Annotated in this window: 13 protein-coding genes; 11 read left to right on the forward strand and 2 right to left on the reverse strand. The window is 46.8% G+C overall.

From position 1 onward, the window contains the following. Window positions 1-139 precede the first annotated feature (139 nt). From QUA42_RS07330 to QUA42_RS07360, 7 genes are all read left to right on the forward strand, one after another. Window positions 140-4693: a S8 family serine peptidase gene (locus tag QUA42_RS07330; protein WP_333136437.1), complete on the forward strand. Its 4554-nt coding sequence runs from the start codon at window positions 140-142 to the stop codon at window positions 4691-4693. A 232-nt stretch (window positions 4694-4925) separates the two neighbouring features. Next, window positions 4926-5354 carry a calcium-binding protein gene (locus QUA42_RS07335; protein WP_333136439.1) on the forward strand — a complete coding sequence of 143 codons (429 nt, stop codon included), beginning with the start codon at window positions 4926-4928 and terminating at the stop codon, window positions 5352-5354. Between the two features lie 12 nt (window positions 5355-5366). Next, the gene (locus tag QUA42_RS07340; RefSeq protein ID WP_333136632.1) at window positions 5367-5987 is read left to right on the forward strand and encodes a hypothetical protein; all 621 of its coding nucleotides are present in this window, start codon (window positions 5367-5369) and stop codon (window positions 5985-5987) included. A 599-nt stretch (window positions 5988-6586) separates the two neighbouring features. Then, window positions 6587-7255, forward strand: a complete 669-nt coding sequence (gene petB, locus QUA42_RS07345) for a cytochrome b6 (protein WP_333136441.1) — start codon at window positions 6587-6589, stop codon at window positions 7253-7255. 183 nt (window positions 7256-7438) lie between these two features. Continuing rightward, on the forward strand, window positions 7439-7921 hold the full coding sequence (gene petD, locus QUA42_RS07350; protein WP_333033520.1) for a cytochrome b6-f complex subunit IV: 483 nt from the start codon (window positions 7439-7441) through the stop codon (window positions 7919-7921). Window positions 7922-8850: 929 nt separating this feature from the next. Further along, entirely contained in the window at window positions 8851-10212 is a 1362-nt protein-coding gene (locus QUA42_RS07355; RefSeq protein WP_333136443.1) for a cytochrome 450, read from the forward strand. A 255-nt stretch (window positions 10213-10467) separates the two neighbouring features. Continuing rightward, window positions 10468-11013: a hypothetical protein gene (locus QUA42_RS07360; RefSeq protein WP_333136445.1), complete on the forward strand. Its 546-nt coding sequence runs from the start codon at window positions 10468-10470 to the stop codon at window positions 11011-11013. Window positions 11014-11505: 492 nt separating this feature from the next. On the opposite strand, the gene QUA42_RS07365 is transcribed toward QUA42_RS07360, so the two are convergent. Both QUA42_RS07365 and QUA42_RS07370 read right to left on the reverse strand, forming a co-directional pair. Beyond that, window positions 11506-17394: an SdrD B-like domain-containing protein gene (locus tag QUA42_RS07365; RefSeq protein ID WP_333136446.1), complete on the reverse strand. Its 5889-nt coding sequence runs from the start codon at window positions 17392-17394 to the stop codon at window positions 11506-11508. A 352-nt stretch (window positions 17395-17746) separates the two neighbouring features. After that, complete coding sequence (locus QUA42_RS07370; protein ID WP_333136448.1) at window positions 17747-17890, reverse strand: hypothetical protein; 144 nt, start codon at window positions 17888-17890, stop codon at window positions 17747-17749. 38 nt (window positions 17891-17928) lie between these two features. Between QUA42_RS07370 and mtnA the strand changes: the two genes are divergently transcribed. The 4 genes from mtnA to QUA42_RS07390 all read left to right on the forward strand — a co-directional run bounded on the left by mtnA (window position 17929) and on the right by QUA42_RS07390 (window position 22248). Further along, entirely contained in the window at window positions 17929-18990 is a 1062-nt protein-coding gene (gene mtnA / locus QUA42_RS07375) for an S-methyl-5-thioribose-1-phosphate isomerase (RefSeq protein WP_333136450.1), read from the forward strand. Window positions 18991-18994: 4 nt separating this feature from the next. Then, the gene (locus QUA42_RS07380; RefSeq protein ID WP_333136452.1) at window positions 18995-19516 is read left to right on the forward strand and encodes a type IV pilin-like G/H family protein; all 522 of its coding nucleotides are present in this window, start codon (window positions 18995-18997) and stop codon (window positions 19514-19516) included. A 3-nt stretch (window positions 19517-19519) separates the two neighbouring features. Beyond that, window positions 19520-20377: a rhodanese-like domain-containing protein gene (locus tag QUA42_RS07385; protein ID WP_333136454.1), complete on the forward strand. Its 858-nt coding sequence runs from the start codon at window positions 19520-19522 to the stop codon at window positions 20375-20377. Window positions 20378-20502: 125 nt separating this feature from the next. Next, complete coding sequence (locus QUA42_RS07390) at window positions 20503-22248, forward strand: CHAT domain-containing protein (RefSeq protein ID WP_333136456.1); 1746 nt, start codon at window positions 20503-20505, stop codon at window positions 22246-22248. Window positions 22249-22356: the final 108 nt, after the last annotated feature.

Genomic DNA, 22356 nt, shown 5'->3' on the forward strand with positions numbered 1-22356 from the left:
ATCCTTACGTACAGACAGCAATTACAGCAATTTCAATCCTGCCGATGTCAGCGTTACGAATAGCGACAACGAAACTGCCGGCATTACCGTTAATCCCACAGCAGGATTAACTACAACAGAAGCGGGAGGTACGGCTAATTTGAGTGTTGTCCTTAACACTCAACCTACGGCACCTGTTACGGTAGCTTTAAGCAGTTCTAATCCCGCAGAAGGAACAGTTTCTACTAATACCTTAAGTTTCACTCCCAATAACTGGAATCAGGCGCAGACGGTAACGGTGACAGGTGTTGGCGACAATATCGCTGACGGTGATATTGCTTACACTATTGTTACTGAGGCTGCTGTTAGTACAGACAGCAATTACAACAATTTCAATCCCTCCGATGTCAGCGTTACTAACAGCGACAGCGATACAGTCGGCGTTACCGTTAATCCCGCCAGTACAACAGCAGCAGAAGGCGGTGCAACGGGAAGTTATACACTTCAGCTAAATTCGCAGCCAACAGCGCAGGTAACAGTCAGCTTTGACGGGGGGAATCAAATAAGTGCGATCGCCCCCATTAGCTTCGACAGCACTAATTGGAATATTGCCCAAACTGTGACTGTGAGTGCGGCGGATGACACAGTTGTAGAAGGTACTCACACAGGCACAATCAATCACGCCGTAACAAGTACCGACGCGAAATATAGCGGAATTGCGCTCGTCCCTGTCACTGTCGCCATTACTGATAACGATATAACGCCGACGCCAACACCAACTCCGCCAACTCCGCCAACGCCAACTCCACCGACACCAACTCCGTCAACTCCACCAACTCCGCCAACTCCGCCAACTCCACCAACTCCGCCAACTCCACCGACACCGCCAACTCCACCGACACCAACTCCGCCAACGCCAACTCCACCGACACCGCCAACTCCACCGACACCAACTCCACCAACTCCACCGACACCAACTCCGCCAACGCCAACTCCACCGACACCGCCAACTCCACCGACACCAACTCCACCAACGCCAACTCCACCGCCAACTCCACCGACACCAACTCCGCCAACTCCGCCAACTCCACCGACGCCAACACCAACACCAACTCCAACACCGTCGGTGCTACCGGTAATCATGCCTCCGACGATACCTGCTGGCATTACTGTCGATCCGACATCAGGATTAGTCACCACAGAAGCGGGAGGTAAAGCAACATTTACAGTCAAACTAAATACTCCGCCAACTGCTGATGTCAGAATTGATTTAGAAAGTTCCAATCCAGTAGAAGGCATAATTTCTCCACCATCGCTGAACTTCAACTTTGCTAATTGGAATCAAACGCAAACGGTGACGGTAACTGGTGTTGATGACAAGGTTTTTGACGGTGATAAAACTTACAGGATTGTTACCAAACCTGCTGTCAGCAACGATCGCAATTATTCCGATTTAAATGCAGCAGATGCGATCGCGGTCTCTATTGATAACGAGCGATCGAATGATAACGGCGGTCAATTGCCACCAATCGATCCTGTCACTGGTTCACAATACAAACCAGGCGAACTTTTAGTGAAACTGAGACCCGGTGCAAGCAATGATTTTCTAGGCAATTTTCAAGCTAATGGAGAGATAGCGCTAGAAAACCTAGTACCATCAAGCTCCCAATTTGACTTCACACCCAGTCCATTAGATCGGTGGCGAATTGTCAAATTTTCTTCAGAATTAGATTTGCTGCAAATTCAAGAAAACTTAGCTCGAGATCCCAACCTAGAGGCAGTAGAACTGAATTACCAAGGTTCCTATGATTTCATACCAAACGATACCAGATTTAGCGAACTGTGGGGTTTAAATAATACTGGATTAGAGGGAGGCACATCAGATGCTGATATCGATGCCTCGGAAGCTTGGGATACTCAAACAGGTGACAGAAGGATAATTGTTGCAGTTACGGACAGTGGCGTAGACTACAACCATGAAGATTTAATAGCCAATATTTGGACTAACTCGGGAGAAATTCCTGGCGATGGTATTGACAACGACGGTAACGGCTACACAGACGATGTTCGCGGCTATGACCTTTATAACAACGACAACGATCCAAGTGACGATCTCGGTCACGGAACCCACATTGCTGGAACCATTGGTGCAATTGGTAATAACCGCATTGGCGTTACTGGAATTAACCATAATGTTAGTTTGATACCTTTGAAGATTGGCAGTCGCATAGCACCAGATTTAGTCTCTATCACCAGAGGGATTCGTTACGCTACCACTAAGGGTGCAGATGTCATTAATGCTAGTTGGAATGTTCCTGACTCTAGAGCTTTATTTGACGCTATCAGTGAAGCTAACAGTGCAGGAGTTCTCTTTGTTGCAGCAGCAGGTAATAACAGCTCTAATAATGACATCAGACCTTCTTACCCAGCTAACTATGACCTTCCCAATGTTATTTCAGTTGCAGCAACGGATCGCAATGACCAACTAGCATTTTTCTCCAATTTTGGAGCCAGTACCGTAGACTTAGGTGCGCCCGGAAGAAACATTTTGAGCACAGTTCCCGGTAATAACTACGGTTTCTATGACGGAACTTCAATGGCAGCACCCCACGTAGCAGGTGCGGCGGCGTTGCTGTTAGCCCAAGATCCAACCTTGACTGTCGCCCAACTAAGAAACTCTATTCTCTCAACAGTTGACCCGTTGCCTTCTCTCGCAGGCAGAACTGTTAGCGGAGGACGTTTAAATCTTCGCAATGTTCTCAATCCTGTCAACCGTCCGCCGGTCTTAAATATTCCGTTCCGGGAACAAGGTTTGAGTTTGCAACCGGGTTCGAGTCCTCAATTGCAGTTTACTTTTCAAAACGACACTTTCATCGATCCAGATCCGGGCGATACCTTAACTTATACAGCAGATTGGTATGAAAATGTCACCAACTTTGAGTGGCGAAATGTCAGCGGAGGACGATCGCCAATTCCGACAAGTTGGAGTCGCATTAGCCCCTTACCAACTGGCATGAGTTTCGATCCGGCTAGCCGTACTTTCAGGGTTGATGATAGCTTGCAGCGCAATCGCAACTACTGGATTCGAGTAACAGCAGGGGATGCTGCTGGTGCATCGGATATAGCATTTTTCGATCTTTATAATCGAGGTCGAGGTTCTGTTATTGACGGCTACATCGCTGGGGCTACAGTTTTCTTAGACGCTAACAAAAATGGCGAACTTGATGCTAGCGAACCCTCTGCAAAAACTGGCCCAAAAGGTGAATACGAACTCGATATTTCCTTGGAAATTTTTGACAAAAATCGCAACGGCGAACTCGATCCGGAAGAAGGCAATATTGTGGCTTTTGGTGGCATTGATACTGCTACGGGTTTGCCTTTGGAAACGCCTGTCACTGCCCCGCCTTACGCTACTGTTGTCACTTTGTTAACCACTTTAGTAGCGGATTTAATTGACAAAGGAATTGACAGCGATCGCGCCGAATCTCTCGTCAAATCTTCACTTTCCATTCCCGCGAATGTTGACATAACGGGTTTAGATCCGATCGCAGCTACGGAAAACGCGATCGCGGGTGGAGTAGAAACTTTGACTGCAATGGTCAAGGTACAAAACGTCATTACCCAAACTGCTGCTTTAATAGACGGTGGGTCGATTCTGGACAATACCGACAGCGTAAAAGCAGTTGTAAGTGCGATCGTTCAACAAATTCAATCGGGGACTACTCTCAATCTCAGCGATCCAAACCAGTTAGCAACAATTGTCGATCACGCCGTCACAGCAGCGCAACAATTTAACTCGGATTTAAACACTCAGCAATTGTTGCAAATTACCCCGGATGCAGCTAAGGTAATGGCCGAAGCAAATCAGCGCATTGACCAAGTTGTATCCAACACTGCAACAGCTTCAATTAACCGAGAAGTTGCCCGCGTCCAAAAAGTAGCCCTAGGCGCAACCTCTGAAGACTTAAAAGCAGTCGGTACAGGTACGAAATCGATCGCCCAAGTTATTGCCGAAAATACCGGTACTGCCTTAGATACCAAAATTCAACAAACGACATTGCCCGATACACCTGCTGTTGCGGTGATTGAAGGAGAAATAGATGCGATCGCAGCTAACTCCAATCTCACCGGCACTGACGGCGACGACAGCCTCTCCGGCGACAGCGGCAGCGATACAATGGCCGGCAAACGCGGCAATGATACTCTCAGCGGTTTGGGTGGCAACGACTGGATACACGGCAATCAAGGCAATGATTTCCTCGACGGTGGCGACGGGGATGACACTGTTTACGGCGGCAAAGAAATCGATAATTTGTTGGGCAATAACGGGAAAGATATCCTATTTGGAAATCGCGGTCAAGATAGCTTGAGTGGAGGTGAAGGCAATGACAGTCTTTACGGCGGTCAAGCTAGCGATATCTTGCTTGGCGGTAACGGCGACGACTTTCTCAGCGGTGAAAACGGCGATGACAGTTTGATAGGAGGAAATGGGAGCGATCGCTTCTTAATTTCAGCGAATTCTGGCAGCGATATCATTTTCGATTTTGAAACCGGTATCGACTTCCTAGCACTTGCCGACAATTTAACCTTCTCGCAACTTTCTATTATCCCCAGCAACAGTGCAACTTTAATCAGCTTGGCAGCAACAGGCGAAATTTTAGCTGCTATCAGTGGCGTGACAGCTAACCAAATTACCCTTGCCAATTTCAGTTAAAGGATTAGGGACACAGGCAAATTTTGTGTCCCTACAGGAAATTTGTTTTGTAGTAAGGACTTCAGTTTTTTGTGACCATTTTAGGCGAACTAAGACTTGCATGCCTTACTACAAAATGTCAATCAAAACTCAAGTTATTGCACAATCCAAAACCCAAAAATGAGCGTACGGGAACAATCCAAAATCTAAAATTTATTGACTGTTGTGAAATAGTTTTCAGGAGGAAAAATTTATGGTAGTTATATGCGGTGACAATCTCAATAATTTACTAGCTGGTGAAATTGGCGATGATTCCCTGTGCGGGCTGGGAGGGAATGATACTCTATCTGGTTTGGGTGGTAATGACACTTTAGATGGCGGAGAAGGAAATGATAGTCTCGCGGGTGGAGTCGGTAGCGATCGCCTTTTGGGCGACTTTGGTAATGACAGTCTCAGCGGTGGTGAAGGCAATGACAAACTTGAAGGATGTGCCGGCAATGATTTTCTTGAGGGTGGCGAAGGCGCGGATTTAATCAGAGGAGAAGACAATAACGACAGTATCTTGGGAGGGGCTGGTAATGACTGTCTTAACGGCGGTCAAGGCAATGATACGGCGATCGGAGGAGATGGAGACGATCGCTTGTTTGGTGGCAGCAACAACGACTTTTTAATTGGCGGCTAAGGTAACGATCGCCTGTTGGGAGAAGGTGGCAATGACACTCTAATAGGTGACTTAGATAATGACTACATCAACGCCAATGTAGGAGACGATTTGCTGGAGGGAAATCAAGGCAGCGACACCCTGATTGGCGGGCCAGGTAATGACATCATATCGGGTTACAGCTTTTCATCAACTGGAGAACAAATCGATCACTTAATTGGGCAAAGTGAAGCTGACCTATTTGTTCTCGGTTCATTAAATGCCAGTCCTTATCTCTTCTATGCAGGTGAAGGTCGCCATGCCATTATTCAGGATTTTAACCGGGGCGAAGGCGACAAAATCCAAGTCGTTGGTTTCGTACAAGATCGTAACGGTCCTCGCTTCTTCTTTTATCGATTTGAATCTTATGATGACGGTACGAGACGGGGAACTCGGATATTGGTCGGATCGGATTTAATCGCCGATGTTCAAAATATTACTGATGTGAATCTATCAGATTGCGCGATCGTTTCGAGTGGGTTTACACCGCCATCGCGAGACTTTCCATCCTTCCCGTCTCTTCCTGAAATTCCCTTCCCGATACCGCCCCTTCCCTCTCCTTTCTCGCCACTGCTGCCAGTTTTTGTGGAAAGTTTGCCTTCTTTTCAATTGTGATAGGACTTTTTACGGATGGGGGCAATCACTGGCTTTTTTTACGGAAATACGCAGGTTGCAGCCCGCAGATGCTGTTAGAAAGGGCTGAAGTCCTTACTACAAAACAAGATTCGGTTGTACGATCCCACCAGTTCGGGTTACTCGACTGACATTGAGGGCATTTGCGGCAGAAAGTGAAGTTTTATGATCGAGATGAAATTTGGCCTCTCCCGGCAAACCTGTTTCCGGCTCGGACTGCTTTCTTTAGCTCAGCCCTCCCCGCATACAAGCTTGGGCGGATGTTGAGATTCCGAAAAAAGCCTTTTAAGTGTCCAAAAAGCATCGCGCGCATGAAATCTGCACGGTAATTATGTTACATTTTTTATCACAGTCTGGAATTCGATCGGGCAACGCCAGCGAGTAGGGACAAGCCACCGCTTAGTTTCCCAGGGCTTGCAGGCGATCGCACAATAGAGTTCCTTTCGTCAGCTCCAAATTTAAAAAATAGCCTCAGGCATTTGCTAGTAAAAGCAAGCTGCTCGGCGCGGGGCGACAAAAAACCTTGTGGCTGCTGCCCTGAACCTCAACCACAGCAATATTCTTTTAGGAATTCTGGCTCCATGTTTTCTAAACAAATCACCGACTCAAAAACCTACCAGTGGTTTGAGGAACGCCTGGAAATTCAGGCGCTCGCCGACGATATCACTACAAAGTACGTACCCCCGCACGTCAATATTTTCTACTGCTTGGGCGGAATTACTTTAGTTTGCTTTCTGATCCAGTTTGCCACCGGCTTCGCCATGACCTTCTATTACCGTCCCACGGTAGCAGAAGCTTTTTCTTCAGTGCAATACCTGATGAATGAAGTGAACTTTGGCTGGCTGATCCGCTCCATCCACCGCTGGTCTGCAAGCATGATGGTGCTGATGATGATTTTGCACATCTTCCGGGTTTATCTAACAGGCGGCTTCAAAAAGCCCCGCGAATTAACCTGGGTGACAGGAGTAATCTTGGCAGTCATCACTGTTTCTTTCGGCGTGACCGGCTATTCGCTGCCTTGGGATCAAATCGGTTACTGGGCAGTTAAAATCGTTTCCGGCGTCCCCGAAGCCATCCCGTTTGTCGGTTCTTTGATGGTTGAACTGCTGCGCGGCGGTGTCAGCGTCGGTCAAGGCACTTTGACCCGTTACTACAGCTTGCACACTTTTGTGTTGCCTTGGCTGATTGTAGTATTCATGCTGGCTCACTTCTTGATGATTCGCAAGCAAGGTATCTCTGGCCCGTTGTAAGTTTTGAGTTGTGGGGGCGGTATTTTTTTTGCCCCCCGCTGAATTGTGAGTTGAAAATTCAGAATTCATCACTCATGATATTTATTTACGGCTAATACTTCCTGCGATCGCGCCACTGATTCAAACTAACGAATACAGTGGAATCCCAGGCCCGGGTAAAACTAAAAGGAGAACACTCTCACTATGTCTATTATCAAAAAACCAGATTTGAGCGATCCAGACCTCCGCGCTAAACTCGCTAAGGGCATGGGTCACAACTATTACGGCGAACCAGCTTGGCCTAATGACTTGCTCTACGTTTTCCCTATAGTCATCATGGGAACGATTTCTCTGTGCGTGGGTTTGGCCGTACTAGACCCGGCTTTGGTTGGGGAACCTGCTAATCCTTTTGCTACTCCGCTGGAAATTCTGCCGGAATGGTATTTGTGGCCTGTTTTCCAACTCTTGCGCGTTTTGCCTAACAAATTGTTGGGTATTGCTTGCATGGCTGGTGTTCCCGTTGGCTTGATTTTGATTCCGTTCATCGAGAATGTTAACAAGTTCCAAAATCCGTTCCGCCGCCCTGTTGCTACTACTGTTTTCCTGTTGGGAACTGCTGTAACTCTGTGGTTGGGTATTGGTGCTATTTTCCCAATCGACAAATCTTTCACTCTGGGTCTTTTCTAAGATTTAAGTTTGCTTGATTTTGACGCCTGCGGGTTTCCTGTAAAGTGCTTTTGTACTGGTGGGAAACTTTAGCGGGCGTCATTTGATTTTAGATTTTAGATTTTAGATTGAAGAAATTGGGAATTGCAATTGATTTTAGATGGAAGAATTGGGAATTGCAATTGATTTTAGATTTTAGATTGAAGAATTGGGAATTGCATTAGATAGAAGAATAGAAGAATAGAAGAAGAGGGAATTGGAAATTTTAATTGATGGCGAAATAAAATAATTGGGGATTGGGAATTTCAATTGATTTTAAATTTTAGATTGAAGAATTGGGTAGTGGGAATTTCAACTAATTGAATAATTGAAGGATTGGAGATTGGGAATTGGGGATTTTTAGCTCTATTATTTAATAATACTCAGTAATTAATTATCTGATTTTATTCAATTAAATTCAGAAGCATACAGAAGCATAAAATATTATATCTAAATATAGATTAGCAATATTAAATGAGTCGTAATTTTTTTACCCCACCCCAACCCTCCTCGAACTCGCGGGGAGGGAGTAAGAAATTCACAAATGATTTAGGATTGCTATATAAGCACAAAGAAAACCATAGTATTTTGTAGGGCGAGTTCCTGTAAATATCTACGGTTAGGTGATACTCTCAGAGATGGGGGCTAATACTTTAGATGCAGAAAGTATATCTACTTACCAGAAATCGTTAAAAATTCCACTCAATCTCCGGGAAAAGGCTAGACTTGGCCGCAGACATATTCAGTAAAACTATATCTATATTGTCACTGCCTTCACAAAGAAAAATGGCTATAGTTATACTTACTGATTTTGGCATTTAAGTGGGATTCAATACCCGCTCAATTGCCGCTCAATACCCTCTTGCTGCTAACTGCAAAGCGGGTTATGGCGAGGGATTCTCGGAGGAATTATGATGAACCTAAATTTAGATACTATTTTCTCATCGCTGATGAACCCGGCCCTGAACGAGTTTCAGGTTTGGGCTTTGCAAAACCCGGAAGAAAGTCTCAGCAAAACGATGCTACTGCCGATCGCCCTGATTGAGGGTTTGATTGCCAACGAACCCACCTATTTGCAGATAAAACGGCTGGCTTTCGGAGCCAACTTTTGCTGCGCGGGGCAAGTCGTGATGGGAGAATTTGACACCCTAGAAAAAGCACTCACATCGCCCCAGGCGCGCGGATGGCGGCTTGGTACTTCTGTACTCGATCCCGATAGCGCCCCCAACCAAGATGTCGGCGGCAGAAACCTTTTTCTGCTGTCTTTGTCCGATCGCGCCACTGATGTTAGCAGCAACCACGCAGCATTCCGAAGCTGTATGCAGAAATATCTCTTCAACAGTGCGACAGCGGATCGCCAGGGAGACGAAATCGCCAGACGGTTGGTCGATCGGCTAGCCGCAGATTATGCCGAGATGCCGCACGGTGCGGGGGGATCGTTTTTTACCGATGTCAAGCGGGGTTGGATGGGATTTTTAGTCCGATACCTGCACTACGTCATCTTTGGGATTAATCCAGACGATTCAGAGTCGATCGAACTTCTCACCGAATTGCATTACACCCGCCAAAGCCCGCTGCACTACTTCGCCGTCATCGGCAACCTGCTGCAAAGCCTGAACCTGTTTGGACACGGGGATTTGTCCGCTCTAATCGAGCGTGCAGCAACTATCTATGAAAATTCCCCAGCCTTAGCAGACTTCGAGGAGAGCTCGGAAAACAACGGCATGACTAAGCGGGAATTGGCAAAGCTGATGACATCAATTATGGGCATAGCGGGAATGCAAGGCCCCCTGCACCTAGGCTACACGGCAATGGGATACCGCCCTCTCCCTGCCTATAAAGGACAGCAGACGGCCGAAATTAACCCGACTGATTTTTGGGATCAGCTCGATTTGGACGATCGCCAGTCGATCGAGCTCTTCCTCCTGGAATGCGCCCGCCTCTGGGCCCCCGTCAGCGCCACGCACCGAGTCGCGACAGAGCCTTTCACCGCAACGGTAGCGGGTAAAGAGCGCACTTTCCCCGCAGGAACCAAGGTACTGATACCGCTCAGCCTGGGGCTGCTAGACGAGAGTTTCTGGGGCTCTACGGTATACGAATTCAACCCTAAGCGGGAGAATCTGTGCCCTTTTCATATGGGATTTCATTCCGTGGGCGATCGGAGTGCGGGACGGATTTGCCCCGGTAAAGACATCGCACTCAAGATGCTGGTGGATGTCGTGAGTACGGTAGGCAAAGTGCGACGAGCTTCTGAGCCTAACTTGCGGCGGTAATTAATCCAGAAGCTCGATCTGACAGCGGTTGAAACTGAAATATTGCACAATTCTCGCTTAACAGGCCCGAGGCCCACCCTACAAGACATCAAGTTTATTGTGGGGTGTCCCCCCGCCCTTGAATAACTGATTGGCTAGGATGCAAGATGTGAGTTGAAACCGCACGCCACATCAACTATCGATCGATCGACTAAGAAATCAAGGGGGTATCTAATAGGAAACCCAAACACAACTATTTTGAGGGTAAATAATACCATGTTAATCGAACAAAAGCAACTAAAAGACATCGCGAATTGGATGAAAGTAGAACATCCAGCCGAGTTACCCGAAGTCCTGCGAGGTATTTTTTTTATGGACGGGAATGTTTTACCAGATCATTGTCTGACGATGTACAGTTCAGACTGGAATGCTGACGAACGGACGTTATTGCTGCGCGTTTTTGACCCTGTTATCTGGACATTTCATTCATCAATGGCGGGACGGATGTTACTTTATTTAGTCAAATTTTCTCGCTTCAGCTACTTGTTTCGATTCTCGGATGCAACTTTGCAGCACGGGCACATCACGCCGATAGTGTTTGGATGGTCTGTGCCGCAGTGGCTTGTAGATTTTTTGATCGATCGAGATCCGAATACTCCGAATGGAGATATCTGGCATCGCACAAACTCGTTTTTCGGCAGACCTCCTGACAACGGATATACACTCCGCAGGATTGTAGACAAAGATGGCAATTACACCTCAGCTTTTCCAGATATGCTGTCTAAGGTTGAGAGTGATTGTTTAATTATTGCCCAAGAGTGAAAATATTTAGGAAAACTACAAAACCCGCTTAATTAGGCGGGTTTTGTCGCTCGAAGTGGCGGGATTTGAACCGACGACCTATACGATGCCAAGTTTGATGCGATATCGTTTCCGGTTGTATCGGCATAATAAAATCGAGTCAACAGTTAACACTCAACCATTCAGTTTTTCGACCCCGAGTCATATCAACTGCGGTAGCATGGGAATTAATATTACCCACAGGTTGGACACGGCGCTGTGCAACCGAAAACGATATTACTTCGGGCTCATCAGAGTTTATTTGCCATGATTATACAGCGTATTCCAGGTTCATAAAGTAGTAGGGAAAAGGCATTGCCTTTTCCCTACGGGGATTCATGTATCAGGGGTGTACTTCACAAACAACGTGGAATTTGCAGTAAGATGTTTGGTCTCACCCTTTTTTTATTTGCCAACAGTCTCTTAATCCATCGTCCCTACAATATTCTCACCTAATTAATTAGCTCGATCACACTAGAGGAGAGCAAAATCTGTGGCAGTAATCACGCTGGCAGGCACATTGCTGAGAGTTGCCAAAAGTTGCCCGGAACCAGTAACTCGGATGAGGGTAGAACTATTCTCGGCCACAATGCTTAGTTGGGAGAAATCCAGACCACCCATTAAGCCGATCGAATCGATACCGTATTGAAAGTCTAAAATAGTCTCGCTGCCGAGGTCGATCCCCAACATAAATCGATCGTTTCCGGTGCCTCCAATCAGAGTATCATTCCCTTGATCTCCAAACAAGAAATCGTCCCCAGCACTGCCAAGCAAACTGTCCTCATCCTTACCGCCGTAAAGAGTATCGTTCCCGACCTCCCCATTCACAGTATCCTGACCTTCATTGCCAAACAGCAAATCGTTGCCCAAACCGCCACATATTTGGTCTTTTCCGCCAGTAGAACCAATAGGAAGAGGGCTACCAATATCCCCGTACACTGTATCTTCCCCCTCGCCACCGCAGATAGTATCACTTCCTTCATCGCCAAACAGCAGGTTGCTGCCCAATTCGCCGAAAACTAAGTCATCGCCCTTGCCGGCACGCACTGTATCATCACCGTCACCGCTGGCGATCGTATCTTGATTTTTCTCCCCGCTGAGGAAGTCATCACCCGCCAAACCGAACACCAAATCGTTGCCAGTCAAATCAGGGTCGAAGGGGTTAATAGTTCCCCCGTAGATAATATCGTTACCCTGGTCGCCAATTAAAGTATCGCTCTCCTGGTCGCCGAAAATAATGTCGTCATCTTTGCCGCCGTAAACAACATCGTCGTTTTTGCCCGCAAAGATTAAATCCTCTCCAGCAACTCCATTGAGGTAATCATTACCCTCATTGCCAAACACCAAGTCCGTGTCTATATCGGGGCCAACCGGAAAAGCACTGTTAAGTCCCCCGTAAACATTATCATTGCCTCGCAACCCGGCCAACAAATCATCGCCGTCAAAACCATTTATTTCGTCACCGTTATTAGTGGCGAGAATAGTGTCGTTGCCGTTAGTACCGTTGCGGGTATTAGTGGCAGAATTTGGACCGCGAATACTGCTAATGCTGGGTAAAACAATTTGCGAACAAATGCAGTCAGCATCTTGTCCTTCTTGCGGTGGTAGTGGTGTTGGTGGTGGTGTTGGTGGGACTGGGGCGAAGGAATTGCCAAAGTTAATATTGCTAACATTAGTGCCGCTGACAGCAATAATATCAGCAGGATTGCCAGTAGTTGGCGTCCAACCAGGTTGATTTACTTCCCGAACTCGATAAGTACCGGGCCCTAAATTAGCGAAACTGTAGCCGCCCAAACTATCAGTTGAAGTCTTAACTTCTCCAGCATCTAAAGAGTTATTGCTGTTAGCGTCAAGGAAGATTTGCCAGTTCGGCAAGAGCGGTTCTTGAGTGTCCAAAACCCCATTGTTATTGAGGTCATTAAACTTGCTGCCGCTAATGCTAATATTTTGGAAATTGCCGAAATTAATTCCACTACGACTTTCGCCACTGCCCAGATTAACCGCCCCCGGATTAGCAGTAGTTTGCGTCCAGCCAGTCTGCTGCACCTCCCGTACATTGTAGGTGCCGGGATTGAGATTGTTGAAACTGTAATTACCAGAATTGTCAGTGGTAACAATAGTTTCGCCCGAATCTAAAGAGTTGTTCCCGTTAGCATCGAGGAAAATTTGCCATCCCGAAAGACCAGTTTCCTCCGCATCCTGAGTAGCGTTGCCGTTGCGGTCGTTGAATTTAAGACCGCTGATGCTGCTTTGTTGGACGGGAGTCGGAGGCAGAGGCGGAGTCGGAGTCGGAGTCGGAGTCGGAGTCGGAGTCGGAGTCGGAGTCGGCGGGACTTGTTGGTTGCCGAAATTGGCAGTGGAAGTTTGACCTGGATCTAAGGGAACGGTTCGGGGGTTAGGGGTGGTTGGTGTAAAACCTGTCGGCACCACTTCCCCGACGTTGTAAGTGCCTGTTTGCAGGTTGGGGAAGTTGTAGCTGCCATCGGTACCGGTAGTAACTTGGGTTTCTCCGGTGTCTAAAGTGCCGTTGTTGTTAGTGTCAAGGAAAATCGTGACGCCAGGGATGCCAATTTCTCCGGTATCTTGAGTGCCATTACCGTTGGTGTCGTTAAATTTAAGGCCAGTTATGGTGCCCGTCTGGAGGCTATTGCCGAAATTAACTGTAGCAGGAGTCGTTTCACCTGCTGCCAGCGTCACTGCAACCGGATTGGGAGTAGTTGGCTGGCTGAATGACGGTACAACTTCCCGAACGTTGTAAGTGCCAGCAGGCAAGTTGGGGAAATTGAAGCCGCCGTTAGCATCGGTAGTTACCGAAGTTTCTGTGGCATCGAGAATGCCGTCGTTGTTAGTGTCGAGGAAAACAGTGACTCCGGCAACACCAAGTTCTCCGGCTGCTTGAGTGCCGTTGCCGTCAATGTCGTTAAATTTTATACCAGTAATGGTCCCAAATGGAGGAAACAGATCAAACGGGCGATTGCCGAAATTCACCACAGCGGGAGTCGTTTGGCCTGTCGCCAGCGTCACTGAAACCGGATTGGGAGTAGTCGGCAGGAAGGGAAACAGCCCGATTTCCCGAACGTTGTAAGTGCCGGAGGGCAAATTGGGGAAATTGAAGCCGCCGTTAGCATCGGTAGTTGCCGAAGTTTCTCCGACATCGAGAATGCCATCGTTATTGGTGTCGAGGAAAACTGTAACTCCGGGAACGCCAGTTTCTCCGGCACCTTGAGTGCCGTTGTCGTCGGTGTCGTTAAATGTTATGCCAGTAATGCTGCCGAGTACAGCGGGTGTCGATCGATTGCCGAAATTCACCGTAGCAGGAGTAGTTTGGCCTGCTGCCAGCGTCACTGAAACCGGATTGGGAGTAGTTGGCTGGCTGTTGGCGGGTACAACTTCCCGAACGTTGTAAGTGCCGGAGGGCAAGTTGGGGAAATTGAAGCCGCCGTTAGCATCGGTAGTTGCGGAAGTTTCGCCGGCACCGAGGATGCCGTCACCGTTGGTGTCGAGGAAAACTGTAACTCCGGGAACGCCAAGTTCGCCGGCAGCTTGAGTGCCGTTGCCGTCAATGTCGTTAAATTTGATGCCGGCGATGGTACTCAGCGGTACTGGTATTGCTTGGTTGCCGAAATTAACTGTAGCAGGAGTAGTTTGACCTGCTGCCAGCGTCACTGCAACCGGATTGGGAGTAGTTGGTTGGCTTCCAGCCGGTACAACCTCTCGCACGCTGTAAGTGCCAGCAGGCAAGTTCGGGAAAGTGAAACTGCCGTCAGCCCCGGTAGTTGCGGAAGTTTCGCCGACACTGAGAATGCCGTCACCGTTGGTGTCGAGGAAAACTGTAACTCCGGGAACGCCAAGTTCTCCGGCTGCTTGAGTGCCGTTGCCGTCAATGTCGTTAAATTTGATCCCGGTGATGGTACTCAGCGGTACGACAACGGGAACAGGCTGTGCGGAAAATTCAGAAGTGTTGCCGGCGGCGTCGGTTGCTGTCGCGGTGATTAATTGGCCTGCGGTGACTGCTGCTGGGAAAGTTTGATTGAAAGCAGCGTTGCCTGCAGCGTCAGTAGTTACCGGGATAGAAGCAATTAAGGTTTGACCTTGGGTTCCCGGGGGATTGTTGGCGAAAAATTGGAGGGTGAAATTGGCACTGGGAATGCTGTTGTAAGTTCCCGCGACGGTGACGCTGCCAGCGCTGGCGGTAGCGGTGGTGAGTACGGGGGTGTTTTGGAGGTTGTTTGCACCGATGTCGGCGTCGCCCGCATCGTTGGCGGTGATGCCGTTGTTGCCGAGGTCGATGCCTAAGCCATTGTTGGCGAAGATCGAGTTGTTTTGGATACGGTTGCCGATACCGGAGTCAACACCTACGCCGATATTGCCATTGTTGGCGATGATATTTCCTTCACCTACTGCTGTACCACCGATCGCATTATTACTTGCGGCAGCGGTAATCTGTACTCCGATTGAGCTATTGCCTAAGGGGCTAGTACCGTTGGCTGCAACGCCGATGAAATTGCTGCGCAAAGTGTTGCCTGTTGCAGAGGCCCCTGTAATCTGCACGCCTAAACCTGCGCTGGGACTGCTGTTGCCGGAAATGATATTTCCAGCGCCTGCGACACTACCGCCGATCGTATTGCTGGGTGCATTGTCTACAACTACACCAATAGTGTTTGGCAAGGCAGCAGTGCCGGCGGAGTTGGTGCCGATGTAGTTGCCGACTACAGAGTTGAGAGTGGCACTGGCGTTGAGAATTTGGACGCCGAAGCCGTCATTGCCGGAAATGATGTTGCGATCGCCCGCTGCAGTGCCGCCGATCGTGTTGCTGGCAGCATCCTGTATGAGCACGCCAGTCAAGGTGTTGCCCAAGTCTGCGGTGGCGTTGACATCGGTGCCGATGAAGTTGCCGACGACTCTGTTGCCTGTGGCAGTGTTGTTGGTAGGAGGGGTGTTTTGAATGACTACACCGAAAGCATTATTGCCGGAAATGATGTTGCGCGCACCTGCGGTATTTCCGCCGATTGTGTTGTTGGGCGCATTCTGAACAGCCACCCCAAAACCCACGTTGCCCAAGTCTGCGGTACCGTTGATGTCGGTGCCGATGAAGTTGCCCAGCACAGTGTTGCCTGTGGCTGTGGCACCATCGATAAACACGCCAGCGCTGCCATTGCCAGAAATCAAGTTGCGATCGGCTACAGTGGTTCCGCCAACGATATTGTTAGAACCACCCGATATTTGCACGCCTGTCAAGGTATTGGGCAACGCAGCAGTACCAGCAGCGTTGGTGCCGATGATGTTGCCTAGCACTCGGTTGCCTGTGGCACCTGCGGCATTGATTAACACGCCGAAAGCATTGTTGCCAGAAATGATATTTCGATCGCCTGCAGCAATCCCGCCGATCGTGTTACCCGCTGCATTGTCAACTACTACGCCACTACCACCGTTGCCCAAGTCGGCGGTACCGTTGGGATCGGTGCCGATATAGTTGCCGAGTACAGAGTTCCCTGTGGCGGTATTACCTAAAATGAAGATTCCAGAACCCTGAAAGCGATTGATTGCCAGTCCCCGAATGGTGCTGCCACTGCCGGTGATGAGTATGCCGTTAGTTGTACCCCCAGCATTGGTTCCATCGAGTTGGATCAGCGGGGTGCCGGCGAATCCTGGCTGAGAGGTGCCGTCAATGGTTACGGCCTCAGTAATTATTGGCAAAGAAGTCAAGGGCGCGATCGTCTGAACGCCTGCAGCGGGAATGTTGAAGTTAATAATATCCGCCCCAGCAAGGGCATTGGCTTGAGTAATTGCATCTCGCAGCGAACCAGGCCCAGAGTCAGCGGTATTAATAACAGTAAACGTTGCCAAGGTATGCGCGTAACTTGCCATTACCTCCGGCTCGATCGCCAATCCTGTTTTAATCGCTCCAGTAGCGTATTCAAGTATCCAGTTTCCGCCTTTCTGGGCGCTGCCCGTAATATCTGAAGAAGCAGCAATATTAGCTTTTGTTAACTTGCTCAGCTTTTGTACAAAAGCCTCTCCTTTTTCACCTGCTGCTACGTTACATCCGTATAGCAGAATTTCAAATCGATTTTTAATTGAGTTGACAGATGACGAAAACCACTGTTTTAAGCAGTCACGATATGTTTCTAAATTGTCGGAATTCAGGCTAGTTGGCCCTAGCTGCAAACTTCCCGATTCCCCGTGAGAAATAATGTGAACGCTTTCTATACCTTTGCGGCTCTGCAATGCTTCGGCAATTTGTTCGATCCCGTCCCGCGTGCGATAGACTAAAATTACCTCCATCCCCGCTTTAACACCGACCGCCAGACTCTGCCAATCTTCAACTGCTGAATCTACGAATACTATTTGTTGGTTTTTCATAATTACTGTTCCCCCATGCACCTAGTTAGGTTTTCACAATGTTGTTTCCGTGCGATGATAGTCGCTACTTCAATCCACCACAAATACGGCTAGCACAAAAGCCGCCTTTAACTTAGTAAAAGAGTTGTACAGACAAAGCTTTACAATTATCTATTTTTGTGATTCTTGTAAATCTGTTAGACCTGGAAAGTTGCTCGATCGCACTTTTTCATTCTCAACTTAAAAAAATCAGACTTCAGGTACAGCTAGCTTGTTCCCGATTACGGAAATTTTTCAAAAAACGTAAGTATTATTTACACAACTTAATGTACGGTTTTTTACTAAGTACACTTTTGTGAAAAAGAATCCAACTCTACGCAAATTCCAAACCCAGAGAGTGGTATGTATCCAGCCATTCTTCAATCTCAAATCTCCAGTCTCGAAGCTCAAACCGCAGGGCTGGGATTTTGGCAAATTCAGCGTGTCCCTCATAACATAGAGGAATAGTCGCCTTCATGGCATCATAGAAACTTGTCCCTCACATAATTGAAATAGATGACCGCTCAAAACTCCCCTGTTTCCCCCGTCACTTGGAAAGAAGACAGAGTTCTGCTAATTGACCAAAACCGACTCCCGAAAGAATACGGTGTAGTCGAAATTAGCCGCTGCGAAGATATGGCTGAGGCGATTAAAACTATGATAGTCCGAGGTGCTCCGGCGATCGGGGTAGCAGCAGCTTACGGGATGTATTTGGGGGCGCGAGAAATCGACACGGGCGATCGTACCGAGTTTTTTACTAAACTAGAACAAGTTGGCGAGTTATTGCGATCGACTCGTCCGACAGCGGTTAATTTGTTTTGGGCAATATCGCGAATGCTCAAAACAGCCGAGAAAACTAGCGGTTCTGTCGAACAAGTGCAAAAAACTTTGTTAGAAATGGCTAAAACCATTCAAGCAGAAGATTTGCAAACTTGTAAAGATATCGGCGACAAAGGTTTAGAAGTTCTGCCAGCTACACCGGAAAAATTGAACTTACTAACTCACTGCAATGCAGGTGCATTAGCAACTGCAGGCTATGGTACTGCTTTAGGTGTATTTCGTTCTGCTTGGCGAGAAGGAAGACTCGGAAGAGTTTTTGCAGACGAAACTCGGCCGCGTCTCCAAGGTGCAAAACTGACCACTTGGGAATGCGTGCAAGAAGGAATTCCCGTCACATTGATAGCAGACAATATGGCCGCTCACTGCATGAAACTCGGCATGATTCACGCAGTAGTTGTCGGTGCAGACAGAATCGCTGCTAACGGCGACGCTGCCAATAAAATTGGCACTTACAGTTTAGCAATTGTTGCCAAAGCGCACAACGTCCCGTTTTTTGTCGCCGCTCCTCTGTCAACAATTGATTTTGAACTTTCCGACGGCAGCAAAATCCCCATAGAAGAACGCGATCCAGTTGAAATGTATCAAGTTGGAACTACGCGAATTTGTCCTGTGGGAGTCGATTTTTACAATCCCGCTTTTGACGTAACTCCGGCGGAATTAATATCGGGAATAATCACAGAACACGGCACGGTTGCTCCTGGGGCGTTGAGACAGTTTCAGGCAAAACAATTAGTTTAATTATATGTTTCTCAACTGCTCATTCCACATGGTTTCTGTGAAATTAAGCAGGATTTATAGCAGCAGCAACTGGCAGATCAAAGTTGCGATCGCAGCTCTAACTCTGCCATTTGTTTTCAGTCCTGTCTCGGAAGCTCAAGTGTCACAAACGCTTAAAGCTAAGGAATCACAAGCGAAAAAATTTGTGGGTTCGATGAATAAAGCTCAGCAAGTTTACTATGCTGAAAAAGCAGGTTTTACAAGTTCTGTTTCCAATCTATTGGTTTATATGGGTCTCCAAATTAAACCTGCCGCAGCCAATTACAGCTACTCGATCGCCATGGTGAAAAAAGGTGCTGTATTTAACTACGGAGTATCGAAGCAAGCTAATCTCAAAAGTTTTGTGGGGGGAGTCTTTCTGGTGGGAAACAAGACCCAAACAATATTGTGTCTAAATGTTGCTCCTGGCAAGACTAAGCCAGCTAATCCAACTAATACCAAAGGGGTTTTAGCCTGCGGTGCTAATACAGCCAAAGTTACTCAATAAATTATGTCTAATTTACTGGGTAATTTAGCAAATAACTGGATAGTAAATGCAGATTTAGCTAAGCAATTGCTGGAACAAGAAGCTACTTTACTAGATGCTCGCGCACCTATTTTAAAGTGGTTTTGCCTTCTCCCACCAGCTATTCCCGTAACTTGGCAGGAATTTTCCCGTTCCGACTTTCCCCATAAGGGAAAAATTCTCGAAAATAACACAATTTTAACTCAAAAATTGCAAGCAATTGGTATTTGTCAAGACAAACCTGTGATAGTGGTTGCTGATTCTGTGAAAGGGTGGGGCGAAGACGGGCGAATTGTTTGGATGTTGCGGACTTTGGGACACGAAAAAGCTGTTTTTGTAGATGGAGGATATCGGGCTTTAATCAAAGCTGGAATTTCTCACATAAAAGCTGCAAACAATCCACCTAAAAGCGGAGATATTGTAATATCTCGCTGCTCGAATTGGGAAATTCAGCGGGATGAAGTGAAAGCTATTTTAGGCAATGAGAATTTAGTAGTTATCGACGCCAGAGAGCGACGAGAATATGCAGGTAAAACGCCTTACGGAGAAAAGCGGGGTGGCCACATTCCCGGTGCGGTTCACCTTTATTACAAACAGTTAATGGAGCGGCGCGGACAACTGCTGACTCGTGGGGAAATTGTCACTATTTTGCAGCAGAAAGGAGTTTCGCAGTCAACTCAAATTGTGAGTTATTGCTCCGGGGGAATTCGCTCTGCATGGTTGACTTGTGTATTGACAAATGTGGGATTTTGTGCTAAGAATTATGGAGGTTCAATGTGGGAATGGTCGGCGTCGCCGGCAGATAGCTATCCTTTGTCAGTAATCCTTCCACGGGCAGGCTAGAAACCCACCCCACAAGAAAATTCAATAACAACTAAAGCTAAGGAATCCGAAGCCCAACAATATAGCAGTTTGCAAAATCGTTGCGGAATCTTCTATAAACGAGCTCAAGTGAGGGTAAATCAATAATGAACCAAATTAAGATATTATTCCTGGCATCTAATCCTGTAAGCTCTACTCAGCTAAAGCTGGATCAAGAAATTCGATATATTACCCAAAAAATACGTGCTTCACAGCATCGTGACTCATTAAAATTACTCTCAGCTTGGGCCGTACAACCTGACGACTTACTTCAACTGTTTAATGAGCATAAACCGGACATTGTACATTTCAGCGGACATGGAAGCCAACAAGGGGAAATCATATTAGTTGACAAAAACGGAAGACCTAAAGCTGTTGGCATAAAAGCGTTAAAAGCACTGTTTTCAACGCTTAAAGATAATATTCGTGCTGTTATCTTAAATGCCTGTTACTCAGAGTTACAGGCAAAAGCAATAACCGAAGTCATTGATTGCACTATTGGAATGAATACTGCAATTGGTGATACTGCTGCTATTACCTTTGCAGCTTCATTCTACCGCGCTTTGGGTTTTGGTCGTTCTGTTCAGGAGTCCTTCAATCAGGGAATAACTGCTTTGCTATTAGAAGATATTAGTGAAGAGGATACTCCTAAACTTTTAGCCAAGCAGGGTGTTGATCTTGCTCAATTATTCTTTATAAAATTTTCTGCCTCTAAAAATGTAGAACAATTTGATACTGTTAAATCAGAGGAAAAAAGAAATTTATCAAATAAAGTAATTGTTGATATATCAGTAATGACTGAAGATCAAAGTTTGTATCAAAGTTTTTACGGAAGTGATACATCACTGAATTATCAGGTTGAAAGATTTAAAAAAGGTATTCTGATCAAGAAGTCAATGGAATACCTCTCAAAAATTGAGAAGGGAGATGAAATAGAACCAATTTCTTACGATCATGTTCCCTTCACATGGGACTTTCCAAATCTAGACTTTAAGGTACTTAATAACAGTCCTCAAACTATTATTCTCACAGAAGCTATTTTTGAAATTGAAAAGAGCTGGCTAGATCCGTCTCCAGTACCAATCATTGAGTGTGACTCTTATCATATGAAGGCATTACACTTTAGGATAGTTAATGAGGGATGGGGTGAGGTAAAAGATTTAAAGGCTAGGTTTCATCTAACTCCTATACCTCCAGGTATGGGCAGAGTGAATTTCAGAGACCCTGATGTAAAAGATTTAAAGGCTAGGTTTCATCAAACTCCTATGCAGCGAGGGATGGGCGAAGTGAATTTAACAGAACCTTACCCTTATGAGGTTTGTGTAGGAAGCTTTTTAGAAAGTTTTAACGTCAACATTGCTGAAGCTTTCCGCCATGCATCAATCACTTCTGGAGCAGCTTATGTTCGCGGTGAGCTTGAATTCAAAGGATGCAATATTTATGGTTTAATACAAAAAACAATCGTCAAATTTTCAACCATAGTTTTGGCACGTAATGCTGAACCTGTAATTGGAGCACCTCTATCACCAACCTACCAATATGGGACTAAATTCCAGGTCGCAGGGGAAAACTATAAACGCCACGTCTCAATCTCTCATTCCTTAAAGCCTGGAAAGACAGATCGTTTCAATATTAAAATAGGCATGGACAAGTCTTCTTACCATCGCTTTAAAGTAAAAATAGCCTACAATGATGGTCAGGAAATTTTATTGCCAGATATTAAAATGTCTACATTTGTGCCTCGCTCTGGCATAATATATATGAGGGAAAGCATGGGTGACAAGTCAAGGCTCAAAGCAAGTGGTCAATGGGATTTTCGGCAGTGGCTCAAAGAAAAATGGTTCTCCAGGTAGGATGGCATCCGGAAAGTAGTAGGGTGCGTCTACCTGACGCACTCTACTGAGAACCAAACCCAATTATTATCAGGGGAATTTAACCTTAATAAACGGGCTGGTTTCAGG

The organism is Microcoleus sp. Pol11C2, from assembly GCF_036701505.1.
Lineage (GTDB): Bacteria > Cyanobacteriota > Cyanobacteriia > Cyanobacteriales > Microcoleaceae > Microcoleus.

Coding starts and splice junctions, on each gene's coding strand:
- QUA42_RS07360 (WP_333136445.1), top strand. CDS start 10,468: ATGTTAATCGAACAAAAGCAACTAAAAGACATCGCGAATTGGATGAAA.
- QUA42_RS07385 (WP_333136454.1), top strand. CDS start 19,520: ATGTCTAATTTACTGGGTAATTTAGCAAATAACTGGATAGTAAATGCA.
- QUA42_RS07370 (WP_333136448.1), bottom strand. CDS start 17,890: ATGAAGGCGACTATTCCTCTATGTTATGAGGGACACGCTGAATTTGCC.
- QUA42_RS07365 (WP_333136446.1), bottom strand. CDS start 17,394: ATGAAAAACCAACAAATAGTATTCGTAGATTCAGCAGTTGAAGATTGG.
- QUA42_RS07355 (WP_333136443.1), top strand. CDS start 8,851: ATGATGAACCTAAATTTAGATACTATTTTCTCATCGCTGATGAACCCG.
- QUA42_RS07380 (WP_333136452.1), top strand. CDS start 18,995: ATGTTTCTCAACTGCTCATTCCACATGGTTTCTGTGAAATTAAGCAGG.
- mtnA (WP_333136450.1), top strand. CDS start 17,929: ATGACCGCTCAAAACTCCCCTGTTTCCCCCGTCACTTGGAAAGAAGAC.
- petD (WP_333033520.1), top strand. CDS start 7,439: ATGTCTATTATCAAAAAACCAGATTTGAGCGATCCAGACCTCCGCGCT.
- QUA42_RS07335 (WP_333136439.1), top strand. CDS start 4,926: ATGGTAGTTATATGCGGTGACAATCTCAATAATTTACTAGCTGGTGAA.
- QUA42_RS07390 (WP_333136456.1), top strand. CDS start 20,503: ATGAACCAAATTAAGATATTATTCCTGGCATCTAATCCTGTAAGCTCT.
- petB (WP_333136441.1), top strand. CDS start 6,587: ATGTTTTCTAAACAAATCACCGACTCAAAAACCTACCAGTGGTTTGAG.